General features: G+C 69.6%; 18 protein-coding genes and 1 pseudogene. 11 read left to right on the top strand and 8 right to left on the bottom strand.

Going from position 1 to position 21,853, the window contains the following annotated elements:
* Nucleotides 1-6: 6 nt before the first annotated feature.
* The gene (locus M8A51_RS25045; protein WP_251781354.1) at nucleotides 7-729 is read left to right on the top strand and encodes a UdgX family uracil-DNA binding protein; all 723 of its coding nucleotides are present in this window, start codon (nucleotides 7-9) and stop codon (nucleotides 727-729) included.
* A 10-nt stretch (nucleotides 730-739) separates the two neighbouring features.
* On the opposite strand, the gene M8A51_RS25040 is transcribed toward M8A51_RS25045, so the two are convergent.
* Nucleotides 740-1,603, bottom strand: coding sequence for a hypothetical protein (locus tag M8A51_RS25040; protein ID WP_251781353.1), 864 nt, complete (start codon nucleotides 1,601-1,603; stop codon nucleotides 740-742).
* A 331-nt stretch (nucleotides 1,604-1,934) separates the two neighbouring features.
* Here M8A51_RS25040 and M8A51_RS25035 point away from each other — a divergent pair, with 331 nt between their 5' ends.
* A complete protein-coding gene (locus tag M8A51_RS25035; RefSeq protein WP_251781352.1) occupies nucleotides 1,935-2,300 on the top strand; it encodes a hypothetical protein in 366 nt (121 codons plus the stop codon).
* Between the two features lie 4 nt (nucleotides 2,301-2,304).
* Here the strand turns inward: M8A51_RS25035 and M8A51_RS25030 are convergent, their stop codons facing one another.
* On the bottom strand, nucleotides 2,305-7,281 hold the full coding sequence (locus M8A51_RS25030) for a tetratricopeptide repeat protein (protein ID WP_251781351.1): 4,977 nt from the start codon (nucleotides 7,279-7,281) through the stop codon (nucleotides 2,305-2,307).
* A 192-nt stretch (nucleotides 7,282-7,473) separates the two neighbouring features.
* Here M8A51_RS25030 and M8A51_RS25025 point away from each other — a divergent pair, with 192 nt between their 5' ends.
* From M8A51_RS25025 to M8A51_RS25015, 3 genes are all read left to right on the top strand, one after another.
* Nucleotides 7,474-8,076: an NUDIX domain-containing protein gene (locus M8A51_RS25025; RefSeq protein ID WP_251781350.1), complete on the top strand. Its 603-nt coding sequence runs from the start codon at nucleotides 7,474-7,476 to the stop codon at nucleotides 8,074-8,076.
* 344 nt (nucleotides 8,077-8,420) lie between these two features.
* Complete coding sequence (locus M8A51_RS25020; protein ID WP_251781349.1) at nucleotides 8,421-10,868, top strand: glycosyl hydrolase; 2,448 nt, start codon at nucleotides 8,421-8,423, stop codon at nucleotides 10,866-10,868.
* 123 nt (nucleotides 10,869-10,991) lie between these two features.
* Nucleotides 10,992-11,474, top strand: coding sequence for a DoxX family protein (locus M8A51_RS25015; protein WP_251781348.1), 483 nt, complete (start codon nucleotides 10,992-10,994; stop codon nucleotides 11,472-11,474).
* Nucleotides 11,475-11,480: 6 nt separating this feature from the next.
* Here the strand turns inward: M8A51_RS25015 and M8A51_RS25010 are convergent, their stop codons facing one another.
* A complete protein-coding gene (locus M8A51_RS25010) occupies nucleotides 11,481-12,344 on the bottom strand; it encodes a LysR family transcriptional regulator (RefSeq protein WP_251781347.1) in 864 nt (287 codons plus the stop codon).
* 97 nt (nucleotides 12,345-12,441) lie between these two features.
* Here M8A51_RS25010 and bla point away from each other — a divergent pair, with 97 nt between their 5' ends.
* Entirely contained in the window at nucleotides 12,442-13,332 is an 891-nt protein-coding gene (bla, locus tag M8A51_RS25005) for a class A beta-lactamase (protein ID WP_407062263.1), read from the top strand.
* On the opposite strand, the gene M8A51_RS25000 is transcribed toward bla, so the two are convergent.
* Nucleotides 13,319-13,744, bottom strand: a complete 426-nt coding sequence (locus tag M8A51_RS25000; RefSeq protein WP_251781346.1) for a CopD family protein — start codon at nucleotides 13,742-13,744, stop codon at nucleotides 13,319-13,321. The two genes, bla and M8A51_RS25000, sit on opposite strands and share 14 nt — an antisense overlap.
* Complete coding sequence (locus tag M8A51_RS24995) at nucleotides 13,741-14,091, bottom strand: DUF3817 domain-containing protein (protein WP_251781345.1); 351 nt, start codon at nucleotides 14,089-14,091, stop codon at nucleotides 13,741-13,743. Before M8A51_RS24995 ends, M8A51_RS25000 begins: the two co-directional genes overlap by 4 nt.
* A gap of 150 nt (nucleotides 14,092-14,241) precedes the next feature.
* On the opposite strand from M8A51_RS24995, the gene M8A51_RS24990 reads away from it, so the two are divergent.
* A complete protein-coding gene (locus tag M8A51_RS24990; RefSeq protein WP_251781344.1) occupies nucleotides 14,242-15,270 on the top strand; it encodes a GlxA family transcriptional regulator in 1,029 nt (342 codons plus the stop codon).
* Between the two features lie 209 nt (nucleotides 15,271-15,479).
* On the opposite strand, the gene M8A51_RS24985 is transcribed toward M8A51_RS24990, so the two are convergent.
* The gene (locus M8A51_RS24985; RefSeq protein WP_251781343.1) at nucleotides 15,480-16,439 is read right to left on the bottom strand and encodes a helix-turn-helix transcriptional regulator; all 960 of its coding nucleotides are present in this window, start codon (nucleotides 16,437-16,439) and stop codon (nucleotides 15,480-15,482) included.
* Between the two features lie 110 nt (nucleotides 16,440-16,549).
* Here M8A51_RS24985 and M8A51_RS24980 point away from each other — a divergent pair, with 110 nt between their 5' ends.
* Nucleotides 16,550-17,170, top strand: coding sequence for a glutathione S-transferase family protein (locus M8A51_RS24980; protein WP_251781342.1), 621 nt, complete (start codon nucleotides 16,550-16,552; stop codon nucleotides 17,168-17,170).
* An 85-nt stretch (nucleotides 17,171-17,255) separates the two neighbouring features.
* On the opposite strand, the gene M8A51_RS24975 is transcribed toward M8A51_RS24980, so the two are convergent.
* Entirely contained in the window at nucleotides 17,256-18,329 is a 1,074-nt protein-coding gene (locus M8A51_RS24975; RefSeq protein WP_251781341.1) for a hypothetical protein, read from the bottom strand.
* A 190-nt stretch (nucleotides 18,330-18,519) separates the two neighbouring features.
* Here M8A51_RS24975 and M8A51_RS24970 point away from each other — a divergent pair, with 190 nt between their 5' ends.
* On the top strand, nucleotides 18,520-19,635 hold the full coding sequence (locus M8A51_RS24970; protein ID WP_251781340.1) for a sensor histidine kinase: 1,116 nt from the start codon (nucleotides 18,520-18,522) through the stop codon (nucleotides 19,633-19,635).
* Between the two features lie 191 nt (nucleotides 19,636-19,826).
* Here the strand turns inward: M8A51_RS24970 and M8A51_RS24965 are convergent, their stop codons facing one another.
* The gene (locus tag M8A51_RS24965; RefSeq protein ID WP_251781339.1) at nucleotides 19,827-20,708 is read right to left on the bottom strand and encodes an NAD(P)-dependent oxidoreductase; all 882 of its coding nucleotides are present in this window, start codon (nucleotides 20,706-20,708) and stop codon (nucleotides 19,827-19,829) included.
* A 138-nt stretch (nucleotides 20,709-20,846) separates the two neighbouring features.
* Between M8A51_RS24965 and M8A51_RS24960 the strand changes: the two genes are divergently transcribed.
* Entirely contained in the window at nucleotides 20,847-21,140 is a 294-nt protein-coding gene (locus M8A51_RS24960; protein ID WP_251781382.1) for a winged helix-turn-helix transcriptional regulator, read from the top strand.
* Nucleotides 21,141-21,564: 424 nt separating this feature from the next.
* Nucleotides 21,565-21,853: pseudogene (locus tag M8A51_RS24955) on the top strand (transposase); the annotation flags it as partial.

The raw sequence follows: 21,853 nt of genomic DNA, 5'->3' as shown, positions 1-21,853 counted from the left end.
CGTGCCATGCCCGACGCCGCCCCCGATGCTTTCGTTCCGGGCCGCCGCTCGGAACGTCCTTTCGTGCCGCCCCAGGCCGCGCCGCTGCCACCCAAGCCGCTGCCTGAAGACCCGCCGCCGCGCCTGCCCCAGGTGGTCCTGCGCGGCCGCGCCGCCACGCTGCGCGGCTTGGCCGAGGACGCCGCCGCCTGCCGCGAATGCCCGATCGGCTTCCACGCCATCCAGACCGTCTGGGGCGAAGGCCACGCCCAGGCGCCGCTGATGCTGGTCGGCGAGCAGCCCGGCGACCAGGAAGACCTGGCGGGCCGCCCCTTCGTCGGCCCGGCGGGCCGGCTGCTCGACCGCGCGCTGGCCGCACTCGGCTGGCCGCGCGAGAAGCTCTACGTCACCAATGCCGTCAAGCACTTCAAGTACGAGCTGCGCGGCAAGCGGCGCCTGCACAAGACCCCCGGCCAGCGCGAGGCGGCTGCCTGCCTGCACTGGCTGGAAAGCGAGATTGCCGCCGTCCGCCCGCAAGCCATCGTCGCCCTCGGCGCGACCGCCGCACGTTCACTGCTGGGGCGGGCCGTTCCGGTCATGAAGGAGCGCGGGCAGTGGCTGCAGCGCGACGACGGCACGCCGGTGCTGATCACGCTGCATCCGTCGGCGCTGCTGCGGCTGCGTTCGCCGGACCGCGAGCAGGCATTCGAGCAATGGCTCGAGGACCTGCGGCAGGCGCCGGGGCCTTGACCAACCACGCTCAGCGAACTGCAGCCGTTCGCTCACGGAAGGGTTTGACATCCTTCATGCTCAGCAGCGACGGCGGCACCAGATAGATCTGCCTCGGCATATTCGTGTTGGGATACACCAGCAGCCGGCCTGCATAGCCCTCTCGGAACGCCGCCGGCACGTCTCGCTCGGCCGTCGAATCCAAGGTGCGGAGGGCGACGGCGGCTTGCTTCAGATCAGTCCGCGGAAGACCGCCCGACACCTCCTCGAGCATGGCGTCGGCCAGGAGCCTCAGTGCATCGAGCACCACTGGCCGGAAACGGTCCTGACCCTCGTCGATCCAGCCGTCTTTTCCGCCAAGAGGACGGGCCTCGTCAACGATGGCAACGAAGACGCTGTCATAGCTGTCTGCGACGGTTTCTCCGATGCGCTCCACGTGGAGCGCGACATAAGGCCGGAACTTCGTGCCGTCGACCCGGTGCAGCACCACTGAGGGATCGACGGTCATTGCAAGCCCCTTCACCCGCTGTGTCCAGTCGGATTCCCCGAAACGCATCGGATAGCCCCGCCGCTGCGCGGCCGCATCCAGAAACTCCTGCGTTGCGACGCCGAACTTCTGCGCGAGCGCCTGCCCGACCTTTTGCGCCTCGGCCTTGACCGACGCCTGGTTGACGCCGTCCGCCACCATGAAGGTCAACAGCCCGAACATCCCGGCGGGTTGCATGCCGTGCTGCGAACCGATAACGAACACCTGAGAGCCAGGCAACTGATAAGCACCGAAAGGCCGCAGGCCCCAGCGGACCTCGCCACGCTCGACATCCACGAAGATGTCCTGGGGGAGTTTCGGCGGGGTGTCCACGTACACGGGCGTGGCACACCCCACCAGCAGCGCCACGCAGGCCATCCATGCAAACCTCCTCAACATGTGCCTCCTTCGATTCCCACGAGAGGGGAACTGTAACTTCGCTTTACTGCAAGGCTGCGGACGTCTCCTTTGCGCCGCTCCTGATGCCTGTTTTGTAGCGCTGTGTAAATGATCGGCCCGCGTTACACGTGCCGATACGTTCGCTAGGCAAAATCCGGCCCCGCACAGGGCAAACGAATGCCCGGGGAGGTTCCATGCCGGCAACTGCCACAGCGCCTGGGGTCGGCATGACCGGCCCGTCCGATGCCCGACGCCCCCGTACGCCATGCACGCCGCGGGCCGCGGCGGTGCGAGCCTGACGATGGCGAAGACCTCTCAACGCTGGGTGGTGCGCCTGGGCGAGCTGCATTGGCGCCGCTACACGCACGCACGCAATGCCGACGACGGCCTCGAACTGCTGGGCAGCGTCGAGAAGGGCGCGCAGGTCGGCGCCCTCGGGCTGGGCGCCGATGGCCGCTACTACCAGGTCAACGGCGACTACCTCTCGCCGCTGTCGAACAGCCAGCTGCGCAGCGCGGTACGGCGTGCGCAGGTGGCGGTCGCCGCGGAAGAAAAGCGGGCACGCTACGCCGTCAACCGCGCCACGCCGGTGGTGGTGGTCAAGAAGCGGCGCACCCTCGCCCCGGCCGAGCCGATGGCCGGCGACGGCGCACGGCAGGCGGCCTGACGCCTCAGCCCCAGCCCAGCGCGAACTGCAGGCGGCGCCACGGCCGCACCCACGGCGGGGTATGCCGCGCCAGGAGGCGCTGCATCAGCACGCCCGCCAGCGTCTTCAGCACGCGGTCCTTGCTGCCGCTGCGGTGCACGCTGGCAAAGTGGGTGAGCGCGCAGCGGCTGTCCGCGGCCTGCACCGCTTCGACATAGCCGCGCATCGCGAACAGCAGGTGTTGGAAGTACGGGTTCACGCCCGCCGGGTCGACACTGTCGAGCACACGCTGCAGCGCGGGCAGGTCGTCTTCGTGGGCGTGGTCGAGCGCCACCCAGGTCAAGGCGTCGGCGTTGGCCGGCAGCAGTTCGAGCGAGCGGTTCGACACCTCGCGCGCGGCCCGGTGCCGGCCGAGCTGCCGCAGCGACAAGGCCAGGTTGTCGAGCGCCCAGGCGGGTGCGTCGGGCCGCTGGCGCCAGTCGTCCAGCCATGCGGCGGTCTGGTGGTGCAGGCCGTGCGAGACATACGCATAGCCCACCAGTGCCCAGCACTCGAGGTCGCCGCGCAACACGTCGCGGTGGTCTCCGACGAAACGGTTGAGCAAGCTTTTGTCAGGCTGCTCGCCCAGTTGCACCAGGAAGGCCTGCTTCAAGGCGTGCCCCGGGTCGCGTTCCATCGCGCGCTTCACCGCGCGGTAGCGGCTGCCCGGCAGCAGGCCGCCCTTCTGATGCCGCAGCCACAGGCGTGCGGCCGGGCGTGCGCAGCGGCCCTGCACGACGGCGTGCCGGGCGCGTTCAAGCACGGCCGGCAGCCAGCCAGCCTCCTGTGCCTCTTTCAGCGCCAGCTCGCACAGGTCGGCCGGCACCTGCCCGGCGCCGATGATGGCGTCGAGCGCCTGCATCGCCGCAGCCGGGTCACCTCGGGCGATGGCATGGCGCATCTGCCGCAGCGCGAGATAAGGCGACGTGTCGTGTCGTGACAGCGCCTCGAGCGTCTGCGCCGCACGCTCCAGGCGGCCCGCTTCGATGTCGAGGTCGATCAGTTGCAGGCCCGCAAATCCGTACGACGGATCGAGCGAGAACGCGCGGTGCAGGGCCTCGGCCGCGCCCGCCTTGTCACCGAGGCGCGACTGCGCATGGCCGAGATAGCCGTGCGCAACGGCAGCCTGCGGCGCGAGCCGCACCATCTGGCGTGCGGCCTCGAGATAGTCGGCGCAGCGGTCGGCCTCGTCGTACCAGTCGGCCAGTTCGCGCCACGCCGGGTAATGGTGGGGATCGCGCTCCAGCAGCGCACGCATCGTGGCGAAGGCGGCGTCGGTATCGCCGCGGCGGCGCGCGAGGCGCGGCCTGAACACGGCGATCGGTGCCGGCGGCTGCGCGCCCCACGGCGACACGTCGAGCGCCGCTTCGACCTCGGCATGCAGCCCGCCGTCGAGCAGCAGCTGCAGGCGAGCTTCGTACAGCGGCTGATGGTGCGGTTCCAGCTTGAGGCCTTGTTCGGCTGCTTCGAGCGCTCGCTGCGGCTGGGCGGCGTACTCGGCCAGCCGCAGCCACGCCAGCGCGTCGCCGGGGCGCTGGCGCACCACCTCTTCGGCAGCCTGCGAGGCCCGCTCGGGCTGGCCGATCTCGCGTGCGCAGCGCAGCAAGGCATCCCAGGCCCAGCGCAGGCCGGGCTCGATCGCGAGGGCCGCCTGCAGGTCGCGCACCGCCGCCTCGCGTTCGCCCTGGCGCCAGCGCACCCAGCCGCGCAACGCGCGCAGGTCGGCGTTGTCGGGCGTGCGGTGCAGCGCAGGTTCGAGCGCCTGCAGGGCGCGCGTCAGTTCATGGCCTTCGTCGAGCACCGAGTCGACGTACATGCGCACCGCCGTGTGCCACGCCGGGTTGATGCGCAGCGCACGCTGCAGGCTGTCGCGCGCGGCGTCGCGCCGGCCGCTGACGAGCAGCGCGTTGGCCTGTTCGGCGTACACGCGCGGCAGCAGCGGAAAGCGTTCGATGGCCTGCTCCAGCAGCGCCAGCGCCTCTTCCAGTCGGCCCATGCGCGTCAGGTGCGCGCCGCACGCGACCCAGGCCTGCCACAGGTCTTCGCGCCGGTCGAGCACACCCTGCAGCACCGCGAGCAGTTCGTCGGGCTCCATGATCGTGCGCGCGGTTTCCTGAAAGGTCAGCAGGCCGTCGCCGAGCGTGACCTGCCGCGTCAGCTCGCCGCGCACGAAGTCGAGCGCCTCGCGTCTGGCAGCCAGCGACGGGTCGAGATCGATCAGCGCGGCCACGGCATAGTCGTTGTCGACCGACAGCGTGATCGCGTCGCGCAGATGGCGCCGGGCCTCGTCGGGCCGGCCCTCGCGCAGGCGCACGTAGGCCAGCGTCGAATGCGTCTCGGACTGTCGCGGCGCCATCTCGAGCGCGGCCTGTGCGCTGCGCCAGGCCTCGTCGAAGCGCCGCTGGGCGCTCAGCTTGATGGCCAGTTCGCGGTGCGCCCACGCGTTGTGGGGGCTGATGCGCAGCATGTGGTGCAGCCGCTCGATCGCCTCGGGCAGTGCATCGTCGGGCAGCCACCCGAGCAGTAGATGCTGCAGCTCGAAGTGGTGCTCGTGCCGGTGCGCCACCTGGCGCAGATGGGCCAGCGCGGCCGCACGGCCCTCGGTCTGCGCCAGCAGCGATGCCACCAGTCGATGGAAACCCACGTTGAGCGGCTCGATCGCGCTGGCTTCCCGCGCCAGCGCCAGTGCCTGTGCGGTGTCACCCGTTTCACGGCAGTGCATCGATCGCAGGCGCAGCCAGCCGGCGCGCTTGGCCACCGGCCTCGCCTGCTCGAGCAGTTCGCCGGCGCGCGCCGGCTCCCCGTAGCGCAGATGCACCTCGGCGGCAAACAGCAGCAGTTCAGGGTCGTCGGGCCGGCGGCAGACCGCGTCCCGCAGGAGATCGAACCCTTCCGAGGTGCGCTCCACCGCTTCGAGCTGAGAAAACAACGTGAACACCGGGTACGCCGACTTCGGACCCAGCCGGATCACGCGCTGGAACAGGAAGTCGAAGCCCTCGGGCGATCGGTGCAGCACATGGCAGGCGCGCACGTAGCTCTCGGCGTGGTGCTCGTTGGTGTCTTGCAGGCACGCCGCGATGCGGTAGTGCTGCAGCGCCTGCTCGCGTCGGCCGCGCTGCCACAGCAGGGTGGCGAGCGTGAACCATGCAGCGCCGTCGGTCGGGTGCACCGTGAGCGTCTTTTCCAGCAGCTGGAACACCTCGCGGTGCCGGCGCGCGTCTTCGGACAGGAACTGCGCGTAGCGCACTGCGACCACCGGGTCGAAACCCGGGCCGGCCTGCACCGTGGCCCACCAGTCGGCGCATTGCTCGCGGCTGCCAAGCACCGACAACGACGCGGCCTTCGACAACTGCAGGTTCGGCTCCTGCGGGTACAGCGCGAGCAGGCGTTCCGTCAGATCGAGCGCCGCCGCTTCGTTGCCGTCGTAGCCGGCGATCGAGCGATCGGCATTGAGGCTCAGGCGATGCCCGGGCGCCCGCGCGCGCAGCGCATCGGCAGCCCGCACCGCGGCGTCGCGATCGTGCCGGCTCAGCGCGTACATCACCTCGTGATAGCCGTCCCACAGCTCGCTTTCGGGCAGTGCGATGCCGGCGATGCGCGCGGCTTCCTCGTGCGGCAGCAACAGCATGCCGCGCGGGCCAAAAGGCCGGTGCGACTCGAAGAGCGAGGCCGCGTCGAACTCGACATGGGTGCGCTTGGACGGGTCGCGGATCAGGAGGCTGCCACGCAGCTCGTCGTAGCCGATCACCGCCTGCAGGTGCGCGCTGTGCGTGGCCACCGTGGTCAGCGTGAAGGGCACGCCGGCATCGAGCAGCGCGCGGGCGGTGTCCCAGTCGACGGTGAACTCGCGCGTCAGGAAGGCCTGCTCCTCGGCCCAGCGGCGCTCGCTGTGGTTGGGCGTGCCGTCGTAGCAGATCGCCTCGGCGATCTCGAGGTGCGGGGCGGGGCGTGACCAGTAGCGGCTCAACGTCGCGAGCGTGGCCGGTGCGCAGGTGTTGAAGTGCTGGCGCACGAAGCCGACCGGCAGCTCGACGCGGCACTCTGACAGCGAGGTGTCTTCGAGGCGCTTCGCCAGCCCTTCGTAGAAAGGACCACCGGCCAGCAGCGCGTGGGCACGTGCCCCGGCCACGTCGCCCAGGCGCAGTGCGACGTCGGCGCGGCGCGCAGCGAGCCACTGCTCGATGCCGATGTCGGCGCGCGCGAGGTAGCGGCGGCAGCGGTCCAGCGTCTGAAGCGCATCGGCGTGCAGGCCGCGCTCCATCTGCAACTCGAACAACGGCATGGCCAGCGCCGCAGCTTGGGTGCCACGGACCGCGTCGCCGAGCAGTGCGAGCGCTTCGTCGTCACGGCCCAGCAGGGTGCAGAAGTGCGCCACCGCCTGGAGCGCCGGCCGGTAGCCGGGCCGCAGCCGCAGGGCCTCGCGCGCCTGCGCCAGCGCTTCGTCGTAGGCGTCGCGCTGCTCGCAGACATAGCTCCATTCCACGCGCACCCAGGCTTCGTTGGCATCGAGGGCCAACGCACTGCGGTGCTCGGCCTCGGCACGCTCGAAGTCGCGCAGCCAGCCCAGCGTGCCGGCACACAGCGAATGCCAGTCGGCCCGCAGCTTGTCGGGCGCATCCGCCGGCAAGGGGTGCGCTTCGAGCAGCTTCCACGCGCGATAGGGCCCGCGGCGCGACCCGACCGAGCGGATCATGTCGACCACCGCAGCGGGATCGTCGCGATGGCGGCGCCAGGTTCTCAGCACCCGGCCGTCGGCCTCGCGGCGTGCGCCGAGGTGCCACAACAGGCGTGCCGCGGTAAGGCGCGCCTGGGCGCTGTCGTCGGCCTCGAGAGCCGGCAGCAGCGCCTGCGCGTTCAGGTACAGGCCTCGCGCCATCAGGTGCTCGGCCTGTTCCAGCACGGGTGCTGCGGCTTGTTCGGCAGGCCGTCCCGGCTGGACGCCCACCGCCTCCTCTCCGATCATCGATCCGACCTCGACGCTGTTGTATTTGTTTCCGGGGCCCGTGCCATGGCACCCCGTGTTCGGGCGATGACCTTATCACGCGAGGCGCCCGCTGTGCTCCGGGAAGCCACGTACACGTTCGTTCACCAGGCCGGCCTGCGCCGCTGGCATGCTCGCGCGGTCTGTTCGAGTTTGTTCGATGGAGAAACACCGATGAGCGTGAAAGACCGGGTGCGCGTGCGCGACGTGACGCTGCTGTCCGACGACCACTACGTACTGAAGAAGACCACCTTCGACTGGCAGCGCCGCGACGGCCACTGGCAGACGCAGACGCGCGAGACCTACGACCGCGGCAACGGCGCCACCATCCTGCTGTACCACCCGCAGCAGCGCACCGTGATCCTGACGCGCCAGTTCCGCTACCCGGCATTCGTGAACGGCTGCGACGACCTGCTGATCGAGACACCCGCCGGCCTGCTGGACGACGCCTCGCCGGAAGAGCGCATCCGCGCCGAAGCGGAAGAGGAAGCCGGCTACCGCGTGAAGGACGTGCGCAAGGTGTTCGAGGCCTACATGAGCCCGGGCGCCGTGACCGAGCTGGTGCATTGCTTCGTCGGCGAGTACGACGCCGACTCGCGGCTCGGCGACGGCGGCGGCCTGGCACACGAGGGCGAGGACATCGAGGTGATGGAGCTGCGTCTCGACGAAGCGCTGCGCTGGGTCGACGACGGCCGCATCAAGGACGGCAAGACCATCATGCTGCTGCAGTACGCGGCCCTGCACCTGTTCTCGTGTCGTGAACGGGAAGTTCGTTGAACAAGTGCCGCGACTGAGCCGCGCCTCTCGTCGCCTGCCACGGGATTCGGCGAAGAACCAAAAAAATGCCCGCCCCGGAGGTGCAGGGGCGGGCCGGAAGGACGTTGAAACGTCGTTGGAGGAATCGGGCCGGCAACGGCATGGGAATCCCGCCGCCGGCATCGACTCGTGTTCCAGGGAATGGAACACGGCGAAGTCTAGAGAGGCCCCGCCGCGCGGCGTATCCCCCAAAAGTCGGAAAAACGTCACACCCCGGGACTGTCAAAACGCGTCAGATCCTCCGTCCTTCAGGCACGGCACGGACCTTGTTTGGTTCAGTGCTCAAAGAAGGGTAGGAGAGGAAGATGCGCTTGTCCGTGTACCGCTGGACGGCCGCCCTTGCGGTCTCGTTGCTCGTCGCTTGCAGCGGCGGTTCGTCCGACGAAGACGAATCGAACCCGCCGGCATCCGGCACCGGCACTGAAGTTCCGACCCCATCGACCCCGCCGGTCGACCAGCCACCCGAAGAGACCGAGCCCGACCCGGGCAACGAAACGCCGGCGCCGAGCACCCCGGCCCCGGACGAAACAAACGGAAACGACGTACCAGAAGATGTCACGCCGGGGACGGATTCCGACGCCACGCTGCTGATGCGTGCAGGTTTTGAAACATCCTTCACCGGGCGCGGACCCGGCTGGGTCGTGAACTACTGGGGCACCCCCTTCCCGAAGTTCGAGGTCGCCCGCGAAACCGCGTCTGCCCATGTGCGCTCCGGCACCGGCGCACAGCGCTTCCGTGTGGTCGAACGCCAGAGCGGCGATGCCCACCTGACCTACCCGTACGGCTTCGTCAACGGCAAGACCTACCGGGCCTCGCTTCACCTGAAGGCCAGCGCACCGACCACCGTCGTCATCCAGTTGCGCCGCGACGCGTTGCCGTGGAACGTGTTCGCCACCCGGACCGTGCAGCTGACGACGGCGTGGCAACGCGTCGAGCTCGAAGGCCTGTATCAATGGAACGAGGCCGGCTCGATCCGCGTGATCGCCAGGTCCACCGGCGTCAACCTCTATCTCGACGACGTGACGCTGAGCCACGTGGACGGCTCGGACACGCCCATCGGCGGCCTCACGTTGCCGGCCGCAGGCGCGCAATCGGTGACGTCCACCACCGTGGCGTCGGCCGACATGGAAGGCAGCTTCCTCAGCACCGCCTCGGGCTGGAAGGTGAACTACTGGGGGCTGCCGCTGCCGTCCTGGAGCGTCGGCCGCGAAACCCGCACCGGCTACGTCCACGCCGGCGCGTCGTCGCAGCGCTTCCGCGTCAACAGCAAGGGCGGCGGCGCGGTCCACCTGACCTACCCCTACGGCTTTGCGAAGGGCCGCACCTACCGGGCCACGCTCTACCTGCGCGCCGACAGCACCTTGCCGGTGGAAGTGATGATGCGCCGCGACGCCCATCCGTGGGACGCCTTCGCGACCAAGACCGTCACGGCCACCACCACCTGGCAGAAGGTCGAGATCACCGGCACCTACCTGGGTACCGTGGCCGGCACGGTGCGCGTGATCCCCAAGACGCTGGGCGTCAACGTCTACGTCGACGACCTGACGATCGCCGACCTGCAGTACAACGACCTGGCCCCGGCCAACACCGGGCCGATCCCCGACACGCTGTTCGGCATCCACGTCAACAAGCTCGGCAGCCACGCCACCTGGCCGGCGCTCGGCCACCGGCTGGTGCGCCTGTGGAACACCGGCACCACGTGGCGCGACCTGCAGCCTGCGTCCGGCGTCTGGGACTTCAACAACACGGCGGGACGCCGGCTCGACATGTACGTCGACTATGTCAAGCGCAACGATCCCGACGGCGCCATCCTGTACACGCTGGGCCAGACGCCGCAGTGGGCCTCGAGCACGCCGGGCGTCACCGGGCTGTATGGCCTGGGCGCTTCGGGCGCGCCGACCAACATGGCGTACTGGCGAGATTACGTGCGCACGCTGGCGCGCCGCTACGCCGGGCGCATCCGCTACTGGGAACTGTGGAACGAGCCCGACTACCAGCCTCACTACAACGGCTCGATGGCGACGATGGTCGAGATGGCCCGCATCGCCCGCGAAGAGCTGAAAGCCGCCGACCCGGCCAACCAGCTGGTCTCGCCCGGTGCAACGGCCGGCCAGGGCATGGCCTGGCTCAACAACTTCCTGGCGGCAGGCGGCGGTCAGCACGTCGACATCGTCGGCTTCCACTGGTACTTCGACACCTCGCCCGAAAAGATCGGCCCGATGATCCAGAACGTGCGCCAGCTGATGGTGAACCACGGCATCGGCAACAAGCCGCTGTGGAACACCGAGGGCGCCCCCGGCTGCGACGCGCTGCTCTACCAGTGCTCGAGCTTCGTGCCGACCCCGCAGCAGCAGCGCTCGGTGACGGCGCGGGCCCTGCTGATCATGTGGGCCAAGGGCGTCAGCAGCTTCAGCTACTACTTCTGGGAGCGTTCCGACCCGCTGTCGTCGCTGGTGCAGTCCGACTACCGCACGCCCACCGATGCCGCGCATGCCTATGCCGAGGCGGCACGCTGGCTGCGCGGTGCACGGCTGGTCGACGGCTACCGCATCGACGACAGCGTGCATGTGTTCCGCGTGCAGCGCGGCACCGAGAACCAGGTGATCCTGTGGTCGACCACACCCGGCGTGGCCGTCAACCTGCCCGCCGCATGGGGCGTGAGCCGCCAGCGCACCCTGCTGGGCACGGAGACGGCGCTGCCGTCTTCGCGCCAGATCTCGCTCGGCCTGGAGCCGGTGCTGCTGAAACCCTGAGCGCCGCCTGCGCCCGCCGCTGCACCGTTCGCGGCGGGCGGCGTGCGCTTCGTCGCACACCGGTGGGCAAGGGGCCCGGCCGGCGACACAGTGCAAGCCTCGCACTTCACTTGTCGCCGCACCATGACCACCCCGTTGCTGATGCTCCTGATCCTGACCCTGCCGCTGCTGGCCAACCGCCTGGTGGGGCGCACCGCCGCGCCGGCGGCCACCGAAGCCGCTGCCGCCTGGGGCCTGGGCCTGGTGTTCCTGTTCACCGCCAGCGGCCATTTCGTGCAGGCCGAGGCGATGACGCAGATGCTGCCGCCGTGGGTGCCGCTACGGCTGGCGCTGGTGCATGCCACCGGCGTGCTGGAGATCGCGATTGCGCTCGGCCTGTTCACCCGACGCTGGCGCACGGCCGCTGCCTTCGCTGCTGCCACGGTGCTGATCGCCTTCTTTCCGGCCAACGTGTATGCCGCGTTGCAGCACGCACCGATGGGCGGGCACGCCTGGGGCCCCGTCTACCTGCTGGTCCGCGCGCCGTTGCAGTTGATCCTGCTGGGGTGGACGTGGGGGTTCCTGCTGCGCGGCCGCACGCCGAAACGCATGCCGTCCCGCGCCTGACACCCGTCAGGCCTCTTCCATGGCCGCCAGCAACCACTGCCTGAACTCGCGCATGGGCGCCGACACCGGCTTGGACTTCAGCCGCGTCAGCCAGTAGCGGCCCGTCGGCACCTGGATGTCGAAGGGCTGCACCAGCCTTTCGTGACGCAGGTCGAGTGCGAACATGGTGGGCGGCAACAACGCGATGCCCATGCCCTGCACGGCGGCGGCGGCCATCGTGACCGACGAGTCGAACACCGGCCCGCGCAGCAACGGTGGCGCGACACCGGCCGCTGCGAACCAGCGCGTCCACTCGTCGGCGCGGTAAGAACGCAGCAAGGTCTCACGCGCCAGATCGGCCGGCTCGTGCAGGCGCACCGCCAATTCGGGGGTGCACACCGGCGACAGCGGCGCCTGCATCAGCGGCTCGGCCTCGGTGCCGTGCCAGGCCCCGTCGCCGAAGCGGATGGCGTAGTCCAGCCCTTCACCGGCCAGGTCGACGCGGTTGTTGTTCATCATCAGCCGCAGGTCGACGAACGGGTGGTCGCGATGGAACGCTTCGAGCCGCGGCATCAGCCAGCCGACCGCAAAAGTGCCCACCGCCGCCACCGTCAGCGCCTCGCGCAGGCGCCCGCCGCGAAACTGGTCGAGCACCGCGCCGATGCGGTGGAAGGTCTCGGCCAGCATCGGCAGCAGCGCCTGGCCTTCGTCGGTGAGCGCCAGGCCGCGCGGCAGGCGCCGGAACAGCGGCGTGCCCAGCCGCTGTTCCAGGCTCTTGACCTGCGCGCTGACCGCCGACTGCGTGACGTTCAGCTCGATGGCGGCACGCGTGAAGCTCAGGTGGCGGGCCGAGGCCTCGAAGGCCCGCAAGGCATTGAGAGGGAGGTTCATTCCCCAGATTTTCTTATGGCTTGTCCTCGGAAAGACCGTTTGTCGCCGTCGGCCCCACGCCCTATCGTTCGGGCACTTTTTCGACGGAGAACCTCGCATGATGGACAGACGACACTTCCTCCAGCTGGTCAGTACCCTGGCCGCGTCCGGCCCGCTGCTGAGCTGCGCCCAATCACAGGAAAACTTGGGCCAAGGCGTGCGCACCCTTCCCAAGGAGGCCTGGCAGGAAATCGAGGCCGGCGCGCAGGGCCGGCTGGGCGTGGCCGTGCTCGACAGCGGCACCGGTCAGTTGCAGGGCCACCGGCTGGACGAGCGCTTCCCGATGTGCAGCACCTTCAAGTGGCTGGCCGGCGCCTACGTGCTGCAGCGGGTGGATGCCGGCGAGGAGCGGCTGGACCGCCGCATCCGCTACGGCCGCGACGTGCTGCTGCCGCATTCGCCGATCACCGAGAAGCACGTGGGCGGCGACGGCATGACGCTGGCCGGGTTGTGCGAAGCCACCATCACGCTGAGCGACAACGCCGCCGCCAACCTGATCCTGCAGACCTTCGGCGGCCCGCAGGGGCTGACGCGCTATGTCCGCACCCTGGGCGACGGCGTGACCCGGCTGGACCGCACCGAGCCCGAACTCAACGAGGGCACGCCCGGCGACCCGCGGGACACCACCACCCCTCGCGCGATGGCGCAGCTGCTGCGCACCGTGATGCTCGGCGACGCGCTCTCTGCACGCAGCCGGGCCCAGCTGGTGCAATGGATGCAGGACTGCAAGACCAACGGCAAGCGGCTGGGCGCCCACCTGCCCGCCGGCTGGAAGGTGGGCAGCAAGACCGGCACCGGTGCACGCGGCACCACCAACGACGTCGGCGTGTACTGGCCGCCCGGCCGCGCACCCATCGTCGTGGCGGCCTACCTGACCGAGGCGGCCGCGGCCGAAGACGCACGCAACGGCGCCATCGCCCGGGTGGCCAAGCGCGTCACGACGGCTTGAGCACCACGAGCAGCACGCAGCCCGCCACCGCAGCCAGCAACGGCCCGACCACCCGCCGCGTCCACCGCGGCGGCGTCACCTGATCGGCGACCAGTCGTTGCAGCCACCCGGCCTGCAGACCGTGCCACGCCGACAGGCCGGCCACGAGCACCAGCTTGCCGAGCAGCCACGGCGCGCCCATCCAGCCCGCACGCACGGCCATCGCCATGCCGAGCAGCCACACCAGCGCGAGTGCGGGCGTGGTGACCGCCCGGTCCCAATGGCGCACGGCGACCACCAGGCGCCGTTCCTGCGGCAGCCGCGGCACCGGCGACCCGTGCAGCAGGTGCAGCAGGATGGTGGTGAGCAGCAGGCCGCCGACGAAGGTGACGACGGCCAGCAGGTGCGCCGCCTTGAGCCAGAGCAGGGTCATGTCGACAGGCCTGGCGCCGACGCGAGCGCCTGCTCCTTGCGGCGCAGCCAGTGCCGGTTGAAAAAGGCGCCGCCGGGCACCAAGGCCATCGCCACCAGGCGAACGACCTCCGCCCGGCGCCAGCCCGCGGTGGCGCTGACCGTCGCGAACACGGCCCACAGGTAGCCGAGAAATGCGAGGCCGTGCACCGGCCCCATCAGCGAGACGGCCGCCGGCAGGCCGGCCGCGTGCTTCAACGGCACCGCCACGCCGAGGAGGGCCAGCAACGTGACGCCTTCTGCCAGCGAAGCGGTGCGCAGCAGGCGCAAGGACGGTGTGTTCGAGTGAGCGGAAGGTGCAGTCGCCATGCGGCGCGATTGTTCCCGGCGACACCGGGCTCAACCAGCTGCCGAATGGACAGATCTCGCGCGTTTCCTGCCAATGCCGAGCACCGGCGGGGCGCCACCGGACACGAGCTGCTACGCTGGCCGGAACGTCACGCTGCCGCGAAACCCGTCATGCACACCGTTTCCCTGTTGGCCCTGCATGGGGTGGTCCCCGCCGACCTGGCGACACCCTGCGAAGTGTTCGAACGCGTGCAGGTGCCCGGGCAGCGGCAGGCGTATCGCGTGCGCGTCTGCGGCGAAGCCGACGATGTGAAAGCCGGCCCCTTCGACATCCGCGTGCGATGGGGGCTGAGCCATCTGGCCGACGCCGACACCATCATCGTGCCCGGCCTGGCGAACCCGACGGCGCCCATCGCGCCCGCCGCCATCGCCACGCTGCAGCAGGCGGCCGGCAGGGGCACACGCATCGCGTCGATCTGCACCGGCGCTTTCGTGCTGGCGGCCGCCGGCCTGCTCGACGGGCTGCGCGCCACCACCCACTGGCTGGCCGCGGCCGAGTTGGCCCGGCTCTACCCGAAGGTGCGCGTCGACCCCAACGTGCTGTACGTCGACAACGGCCGCATTCTCACGTCGGCCGGCGCTGCGGCGGCGCTCGACTTGTGCCTGCACATGGTGCGGCGCGACTGCGGCGCCGCCGTGGCTGCCGACGCGGCCCGGATGTCGGTGATGCCGCTGGAACGCGACGGCGGCCAGGCCCAGTTCATCGTGCACGAACCGCCCGGCGCACACGGCAACCTGCGCCCGCTGCTGCACTGGCTGGAGCAACACCTGCACCAACGGCTCACGATCGAATCGATGGCGCGACGCTGCCACGTCAGCGCCCGCACGCTGAGCCGCCGCTTCGTCGAACAGACCGGCACGACGCCGCTGCAATGGCTGCTCAGCGCGCGCGTGCGACGCGCGCAGCAGCTGCTGGAAACCACCCAACGTCCCGTCGAGCAGATCGCCGGGGATGCGGGGTTCGGTTCTGCGTCGGCGTTGCGGGTGCAGTTTGCGCGGGTGGTGGGGATCAGCCCGCAGACGTATCGGCAACGGTTCGGGGGCAGGGCGCTTCCACCGGAGTCGAGCTTCGAAAGGCCCGGGCCGGGCCTGGGACCACCGGTGAGTCAGGGGGCGCCGCGGCGCCGGGAGGCAACGTGAGTTCCCTCCTTCGGCCTCGATCGGCCGCCGCTTGATGAGGGAGATGACGATGTGGGGGCCGAGCAGGTTTTGCAACGGTATATGCCACCCGACGGCAGCTCCTGGCCGGTTGCAGTGGCCCTCGGCCGACCTCGACGCGACATCCGCCGCCCGGATCTCGCCGCCCGGACCCGCCCCAGGCTGCAGTCGATCGACCGCAGCCGAGGGCACTAGGGCCCCACGCTCCGCGCCACCCTTGCCCCCGCCCTGATCAACCGCTCCTTCAACTCCACCGGCTCCAGCACCTCGAAGTCCACATCGAACGCCAGCAGCCAGTAGGTCAGGTGATCGAGTGCATGGGCGCCGCATCGCAGCACGCAACGTTCGTCGTCGATCGCCTCGAGCAGGCCGTAGGCGGCCGGGATGCGCTGGGCCATCACCTCGCGGGGCGCGTGCAGCACGATGCGCGCTTGCGTGGGATAGGGCGACACGGCCAGTGAGCGAGACACGAAGGCCTTGAGGTCGCCGCCGTCCGGGCCGGGACGCGGGGCGAAATGCGCGCCGATGGTGGCGGGCGGCTGAATGCGGTCGAGGCGGAAGGTGCGCCAGTCTTCGCGCCCGCGGTCCCACGCCACCAGGTACCAGCGGCTGCCGGTGTGGACCACCCCTTGCGGGTCCACCCAGCGCTCGCTCGCGGCGCCGCGGATGTCGGTGTAGCTGAAGCGCACGCTGAGCTGGTCGCGGCAGGCGCTGGCCAGGGCGGCGAGCAGGGTCGCGTCGATGACCGGGCCGATGCTGTCGAGCGGGATGATGGTGGTGCGCAGCGCGTCAGCGCGTTTGCGCAGGCGCGAGGGCATCGCCTGCTCGAGCTTCACGACGGCGCGCAGGGCCGTCTCTTCGATGCCGCCCACCATGCCCAGGGCTGCGGTGCGCAGCGCGATGGCCACGGCCAGCGCCTCGTCGTCGTCCAGCAGCAGCGGGGGCAGCGCTTGGCCGGGGCGGAAGGCGTAGCCGCCGGCCACGCCGCTGCTGGCCTCGATGGGGTAACCCAGCTCGCGCAGACGGTCGATGTCGCGCCGTACGGTGCGGGGATGGACCTGCAGCCGTTCGGCCAGCTCGGCGCCGGCCCAGTGGCGACGGGTCTGCAACAGCGACAGCAGGCGCAGCAGGCGGGAGGACGAGGTGAGCATGCGCCGCACTCTAGCTCTCATCGAGGGCGGAAACTGTCCGCAATGATGCCTACAGTGCACCCATCCCTTCACCCGTGACGGACCCCGTCACTCCGCCCAAGGAGAGTCCCATGTCCCAGCCCCGATCCATCGTCCTGTACTGGCACCCCATGTCGAGCGCCACGCCGGTGGCCTGCGCGTTGGCCGAACTCGGCGTGCCGCACCAGCGCGTGAAGGTCGACATCAAGGCCGGCGAGCAGCACAAGCCGGAATACCTGGCCCTCAACCCGAACGGCAAGGTGCCCACGCTGACGGTGGATGGCGCGCCGATGTTCGAGGCGCTGGCGATCCAGCTCTGGCTGGCCGAGGAGTACGGCGTGGCGAAGGGCCTGTGGCCCGCCGCCGGCACGCCCGAGTGGCTGCAGGCGATGTCGTGGTGCGCCTGGGCCTACGTGACCTATGGCGCGGTGCTGGTGCGCCTGCAGGTGGCCACGATGGGCGACGAGGCGTTGCGCAGTGCGGCGCACGCCGACGCCGCGCGCGAGGGGCTCGACGGGCTGCTGCGCCTGCTGGACGAGCGGCTCGCCGTGCAGCCGTGGATGCTGGGTGCCGAGTACTCGATGGCCGACCTGCTCGTGGCCTCGGTCATCGGCTATAGCGTGTTCATCGGCGCGCCGGTGGCCAGGCATGCGCAGGTGCAGGCTTGGCTGGCCAAGGTGCAGGCACGGCCGGCGATGAGGAGCGAGGGGTAAGGGCGGCGGCCGCCGCGCCGGCCGGGAACGGCATCGCAGACGCGTTCGCTGTTTGCTGGGTGCAGGCGCTCTTTTGATGAACAGGTCAGGTGTTCGCGACCGGGCATGATCCGGGTCTCGTTCCGGTCGACGTGCGCATGTGGCGTTGGCAGGCGGCCAGGTAGTCGAACCGCGCGAACGGCATGGAGGGGTGGTGAGGAAGCCGCGCGCTGAACACATCGGCGATCGTCTGCGGCGTCACCGGGTCCGGGCTGGGGTACGCAGGCAGCGCCGCCGCCATGTCGAGTGCGCGGCCGATGTGAGGCGCCTGCTGCACCAGTTCGCGCAACAACTGCTCCGCGCTGCCGCGCACCGGTGGCTGCCAGCCCGGCGGCGGCGCACCCAGTACACCGTTCGACCCATCGTTGCGCCCGCTGGCGCTCAATGCGCGGCCGACGAGCGTGCCGAAGCGGCCGAGCAGGCTCGTGCGATCAGCGGAGGCGGAGGGTGCCGACGGGAAGCCGTCGAGCGGCACCGTGAACAGGTAACGGACCAGCGCCTGGGCTTGCGCCTCGGGGTTCTTCATGTCCCGGATCGAGTCCAGGATCTGGTGGTAAGCCTTCGAGGTTTCCGGCCCGGCGCTGCGTGCCGGCATCACCAGGTGCGTCAGGCAGGCACGGTGGGCCTCGTTGCACTCGGTCTTCAGCACATGCAATTTCAGGCGCGTCAGCGCTGCGATGTCGGCGTCGCCGGCCTCGCGATGTTCCGCAGACGCGGCCGGTTCGGAGACGAAACGGCCGACGATGCGGTCCAGGGCCGCGCGTTCCTCGAACAACGCGGTCGGGTGCTTCGGCTGGTGCGGGTCGATGCCGCACAGAAAGTCTTTGGCTTTGCGCCGCGCGGCGTCTCGGTAGTCGGCCGCCACCCCCGGTTCCATGGACTCCGTGGCGCGCGCCAGCTGGATGTTCGACGTAACGTCGAGACGCTTCGATATCTCATGGTGGATGTCCGCATGCAGGTTCATGAACGGCGACGCGTTCGACCGGGCCTCGGCGGAGCGCTGCGCAGGCGCCGCGTTGCGTGCCGCGGCAGGCGCGTTGCCGGCACTGCGTGGCCGCACGGGCGGGTCGAGCCAGGGCGTGGGGCTGCCGGACGGGGGCGTCGAGGGCAGGTCGGGCATGTGTGCGGAACCCACCGCGGGCGGGCTCGACGGCGCGCTGGGCGAAAGTTTTCCGACGGCACTCATGCGCCTGCAATGTCCTGGCGCTGTCGTGCCTCGGCGGCTTCCACGCGAAACGGATGACCGGGTGCCGAAGCCGTGCGGGAGGCGGGAGGTAGCATGCGCAATTCGCTCCCAGGAGGCATGGCACATGCGGCTTGCAGACTTCATCGACGCCAACACACAGGCGATCCTCGCCGAATGGGATGTGTTCGCTTCGTCGCTGTTGCCCGCCGCGGCCGAGATGGACGCCGCCACGCTGCGCGACCATGCCGAGCAGATCCTGCACGCCGTCGCCAAGGATCTGCGCACCTCGCAGACCCGCCGGGAGCAGTCCGAGAAGTCCAAAGGACGGGCGTCCGCCCGGCCGGGGGCCACGGAGACGGCAGCGCAGACCCACGCCGTGCTGCGCGCCGGGGGCGGTTTCACCATACGCCAACTGGTGGCCGAGTACCGTGCCTTGCGCGCCAGCGTGCTGCGCTTGTGGGGCGACACGGCGCCGTACGGACCGCAGGCGATGGAAGACGCCGGCCGGTTCAACGAGGCGATCGATCAGGCGATCACCGAGTCGGTCGACTACTTCACGAGCGAAGTGGACCGCTGGCGCGCGGTGTTCCTCGGCATGCTGGGCCACGATCTGCGCGGCCCGCTGAACGCCGTGCTGCTGACGTCGCGGGTCATCTCCACACTGAGCGCGGGCACACCGATGAGCCCGCACACCGAAAGGCTGATGCGCAGCGGCGAGCGCATGAGGCAACTGCTGGACGACCTGCTCGACTACAACCGCACGTCGCTGGACATCGGCATACGGGTCACCCCGCACCGGGTCGATCTGGCCAGAGTGTGCCGCGAAGAAATCGAGTTGCTGCAGGCGGCACTGCCTGCGTCGACGATCGAGTTCGCGACCGAGGGCGTCACGCAGGGAAGCTGGGACGCTTCACGCGTCAAGCAGGTGGTCAGCAACCTCGTCATCAATGCCGTCAGGCACGGTAACCCGAGCGGCATCGTGCGCATGAGCCTGCGCGGCGACGAAGCCCAGGTTCACCTGTCGGTGGAGAACACCGGGCCGACCATACCGAAGGAGCTGATGAGCTCGCTGTTCGAGCCGCTGCGCCGCCATGCGGGAGCGGACGCACAGGGCGAGCGGGCCAGTCTGGGGCTCGGCCTGTTCATCGTGCGCCAGATCGCGATCGCTCATGGCGGCAGCGTCAGCGTGGAGTCGGCGGGCGGCAGGACCTGCTTCACCGTGATGCTGCCGAGGAAGTAGCCGGACGGCGAAGGCGATTCCGCCGGATTGCAGCGATGCCTGGCGGGCTCAGGGCGCCGTGGCGGTTTGACCGAACGTCAGAAGCCCATCCAACCAGTCATGAGACTGGCTCGATGGGGCTTTCATGCATACGTGGTCGGTTCAGGACGCCAAGGCGCGATGACGTCCGGACGTCCCTGACCGCAGCGCCCTCAAGATGCCACGGCAAGCATTTCGCGCCGCAGCACCTTGATCAGCGCGGCGTGCTCTTCCTGCCCGTGCCCGGCCTCGATCGCCTGGGCGAAAAGGCCGGCCGCGAACACCGGCCAGGCGGCGTTGATGCCCGAGTCCTCGGCCTGGCGAACCAGCCGCGCGATGTCCTCCCCTGCCGTCGCCAACGTGCTTTCGGGGGCGGTGTAGGTGTCGCTCTCGATCACCTGCCCCATGTGCCGCGCATCCCACGCGAGTGCCGGTCCGAGGGCGGCGAGTGCTTCGCCGTAAAAGGCAGGGCTCATGCCTTCGCTTTGGCAGATCAGCGCTCCATGGCAGATGCCGATCCAGCGCCCTGCCAGGTACGACAGAATGGCTGCGAACATCGTCGCTGCGGCGCCGGGCTGCGTGCCCAGGTAAGTGAGGCCGCCCGCCAGCGTTCGCAAACCGGCTTCGTGTTCGTTGTATGAAGACCGGTCACCGCAGACGTACACCAGCGTCTGTTCGCCACCGATGTGGCTGGGCCAGGCGAGGATGCCGCCGTCCAGGTAGCGCGCCCGTCGTTCGTGTGCCCATGTCGACAGTTCCCGCGCCTCGGCCGGGGTGCCGGTGCTCAGTTGCACCAGCGTCCGTCCTGCCAGGGCTGGCGCCACACCGGGTTCGGACAGAATGGAGCGGGTCGCGGCATAGTCCGACACGCAGACGATCGTGAGCGGGCTCGCCGCGATGGCGGCGGCCGGCGTCGCAGCAAGTGCCGCATCCGTGAGCGAAGTCGCCTTGTGGGCACTGCGGTTCCACACCGTCACCCGATGCCCGCCGCGCAGCAATGCGGCCGCGAGAGCCGATCCCATCTTTCCCAATCCGATCACCGAGATGTCTTCCATGTTCCAGTCCAATGCCGATAAGGGGCCCAGCTTATGAGCCACACAGGGGTCACTTCAATGGCTTACGTGAAGGTAAGTGGCCTGCCTGACGATGGCGTGCCTGCAACCGCCGCATGCGGACTGCAGCCTGCGTTGGCGGTGATCGCCGGCAAGTGGAAGCCGACGCTGATCTGGGAGCTGCATGCGCAACCGCTGCAGTTCGGTGCGCTCAGGCGGCGCCTCGCAGCGATCAGCGAGAAAGTGCTTTACGAGCAGCTGCGCGAACTCGAAGCGGATGGGGTGGTGCGTCGTTCGGTGTTCGACAAGGGCCGGGTAGTGTGCGTGGAGTATTCGCTGACGGAGCCGGGTGCAAGGCTCAACACGGCTGTCCATGCGCTGGCAGAGTGGGGCGCCGAACACGCGAGACGGTCGGACCCCGCACCGCCGCGATGACAACAGCCTCTGGCCTTGCCAGCCGTGATGCCGTTGCCTACTTCTTCTGCGGGTAGATCGCCTCGCCCCGCTTGAGCATGCCCACCAGGGCCTCGATCTTCTTCCTGCGCCACACGTCGGTCTTCACGTGGTGCATGCGGAAGGCCAGCGCAAAGCGGTTCTGCTCGCTGAGCCGCCCAGCATGTCGCGCGCCTTCGGCTCGGCGTCGATAGCCGCCTGCGGGTCGTCGGCGATCTTCAGGTCCTTGCCCCGCAGTTTGCGTGAGTGAGCCTGGGGCCACGGTGGATGCAGATGACGCACCGGAGCCGAAGTGACATGAGTCACCTTTGGAGGTGGCCGCATGCGACCGAGGCTGTGTGAAAACGCGTTGATGCCTCGGAGCTGCTCGCCTAAATTGTGGCAACGCGACAAAGCGGGTCACAGCATGAAGCGATTCATTGAGGGAAAGAGCGAAGCCTGGTGACGTTGCTGCCGGAGTGTCTGGACGACTACATCGGCGAAGACAACCCGGTGCGCGTGGTCGACGCCTTCGTCGATGAACTGCGGCTGCAACAGCTCGGCTTCGATGGTGCCCAGCCTGCCGTGGCCGGACGGCGTACCACCCTGCGGTGCTGCTCAAGATCTACATCTACGGCTATCTCAATCGCGTGCAGCCGAGCCGACGCCTGGAACGGGAGGCGCAAAGCAGCGTCGAGCTGATGTGGTTGACCGGG

It is taken from the genome of Caldimonas mangrovi, from assembly GCF_023721835.1.
GTDB lineage: Bacteria > Pseudomonadota > Gammaproteobacteria > Burkholderiales > Burkholderiaceae_C > Caldimonas > Caldimonas mangrovi.
This window is presented reverse-complemented; position numbering and strand designations above follow the sequence as displayed.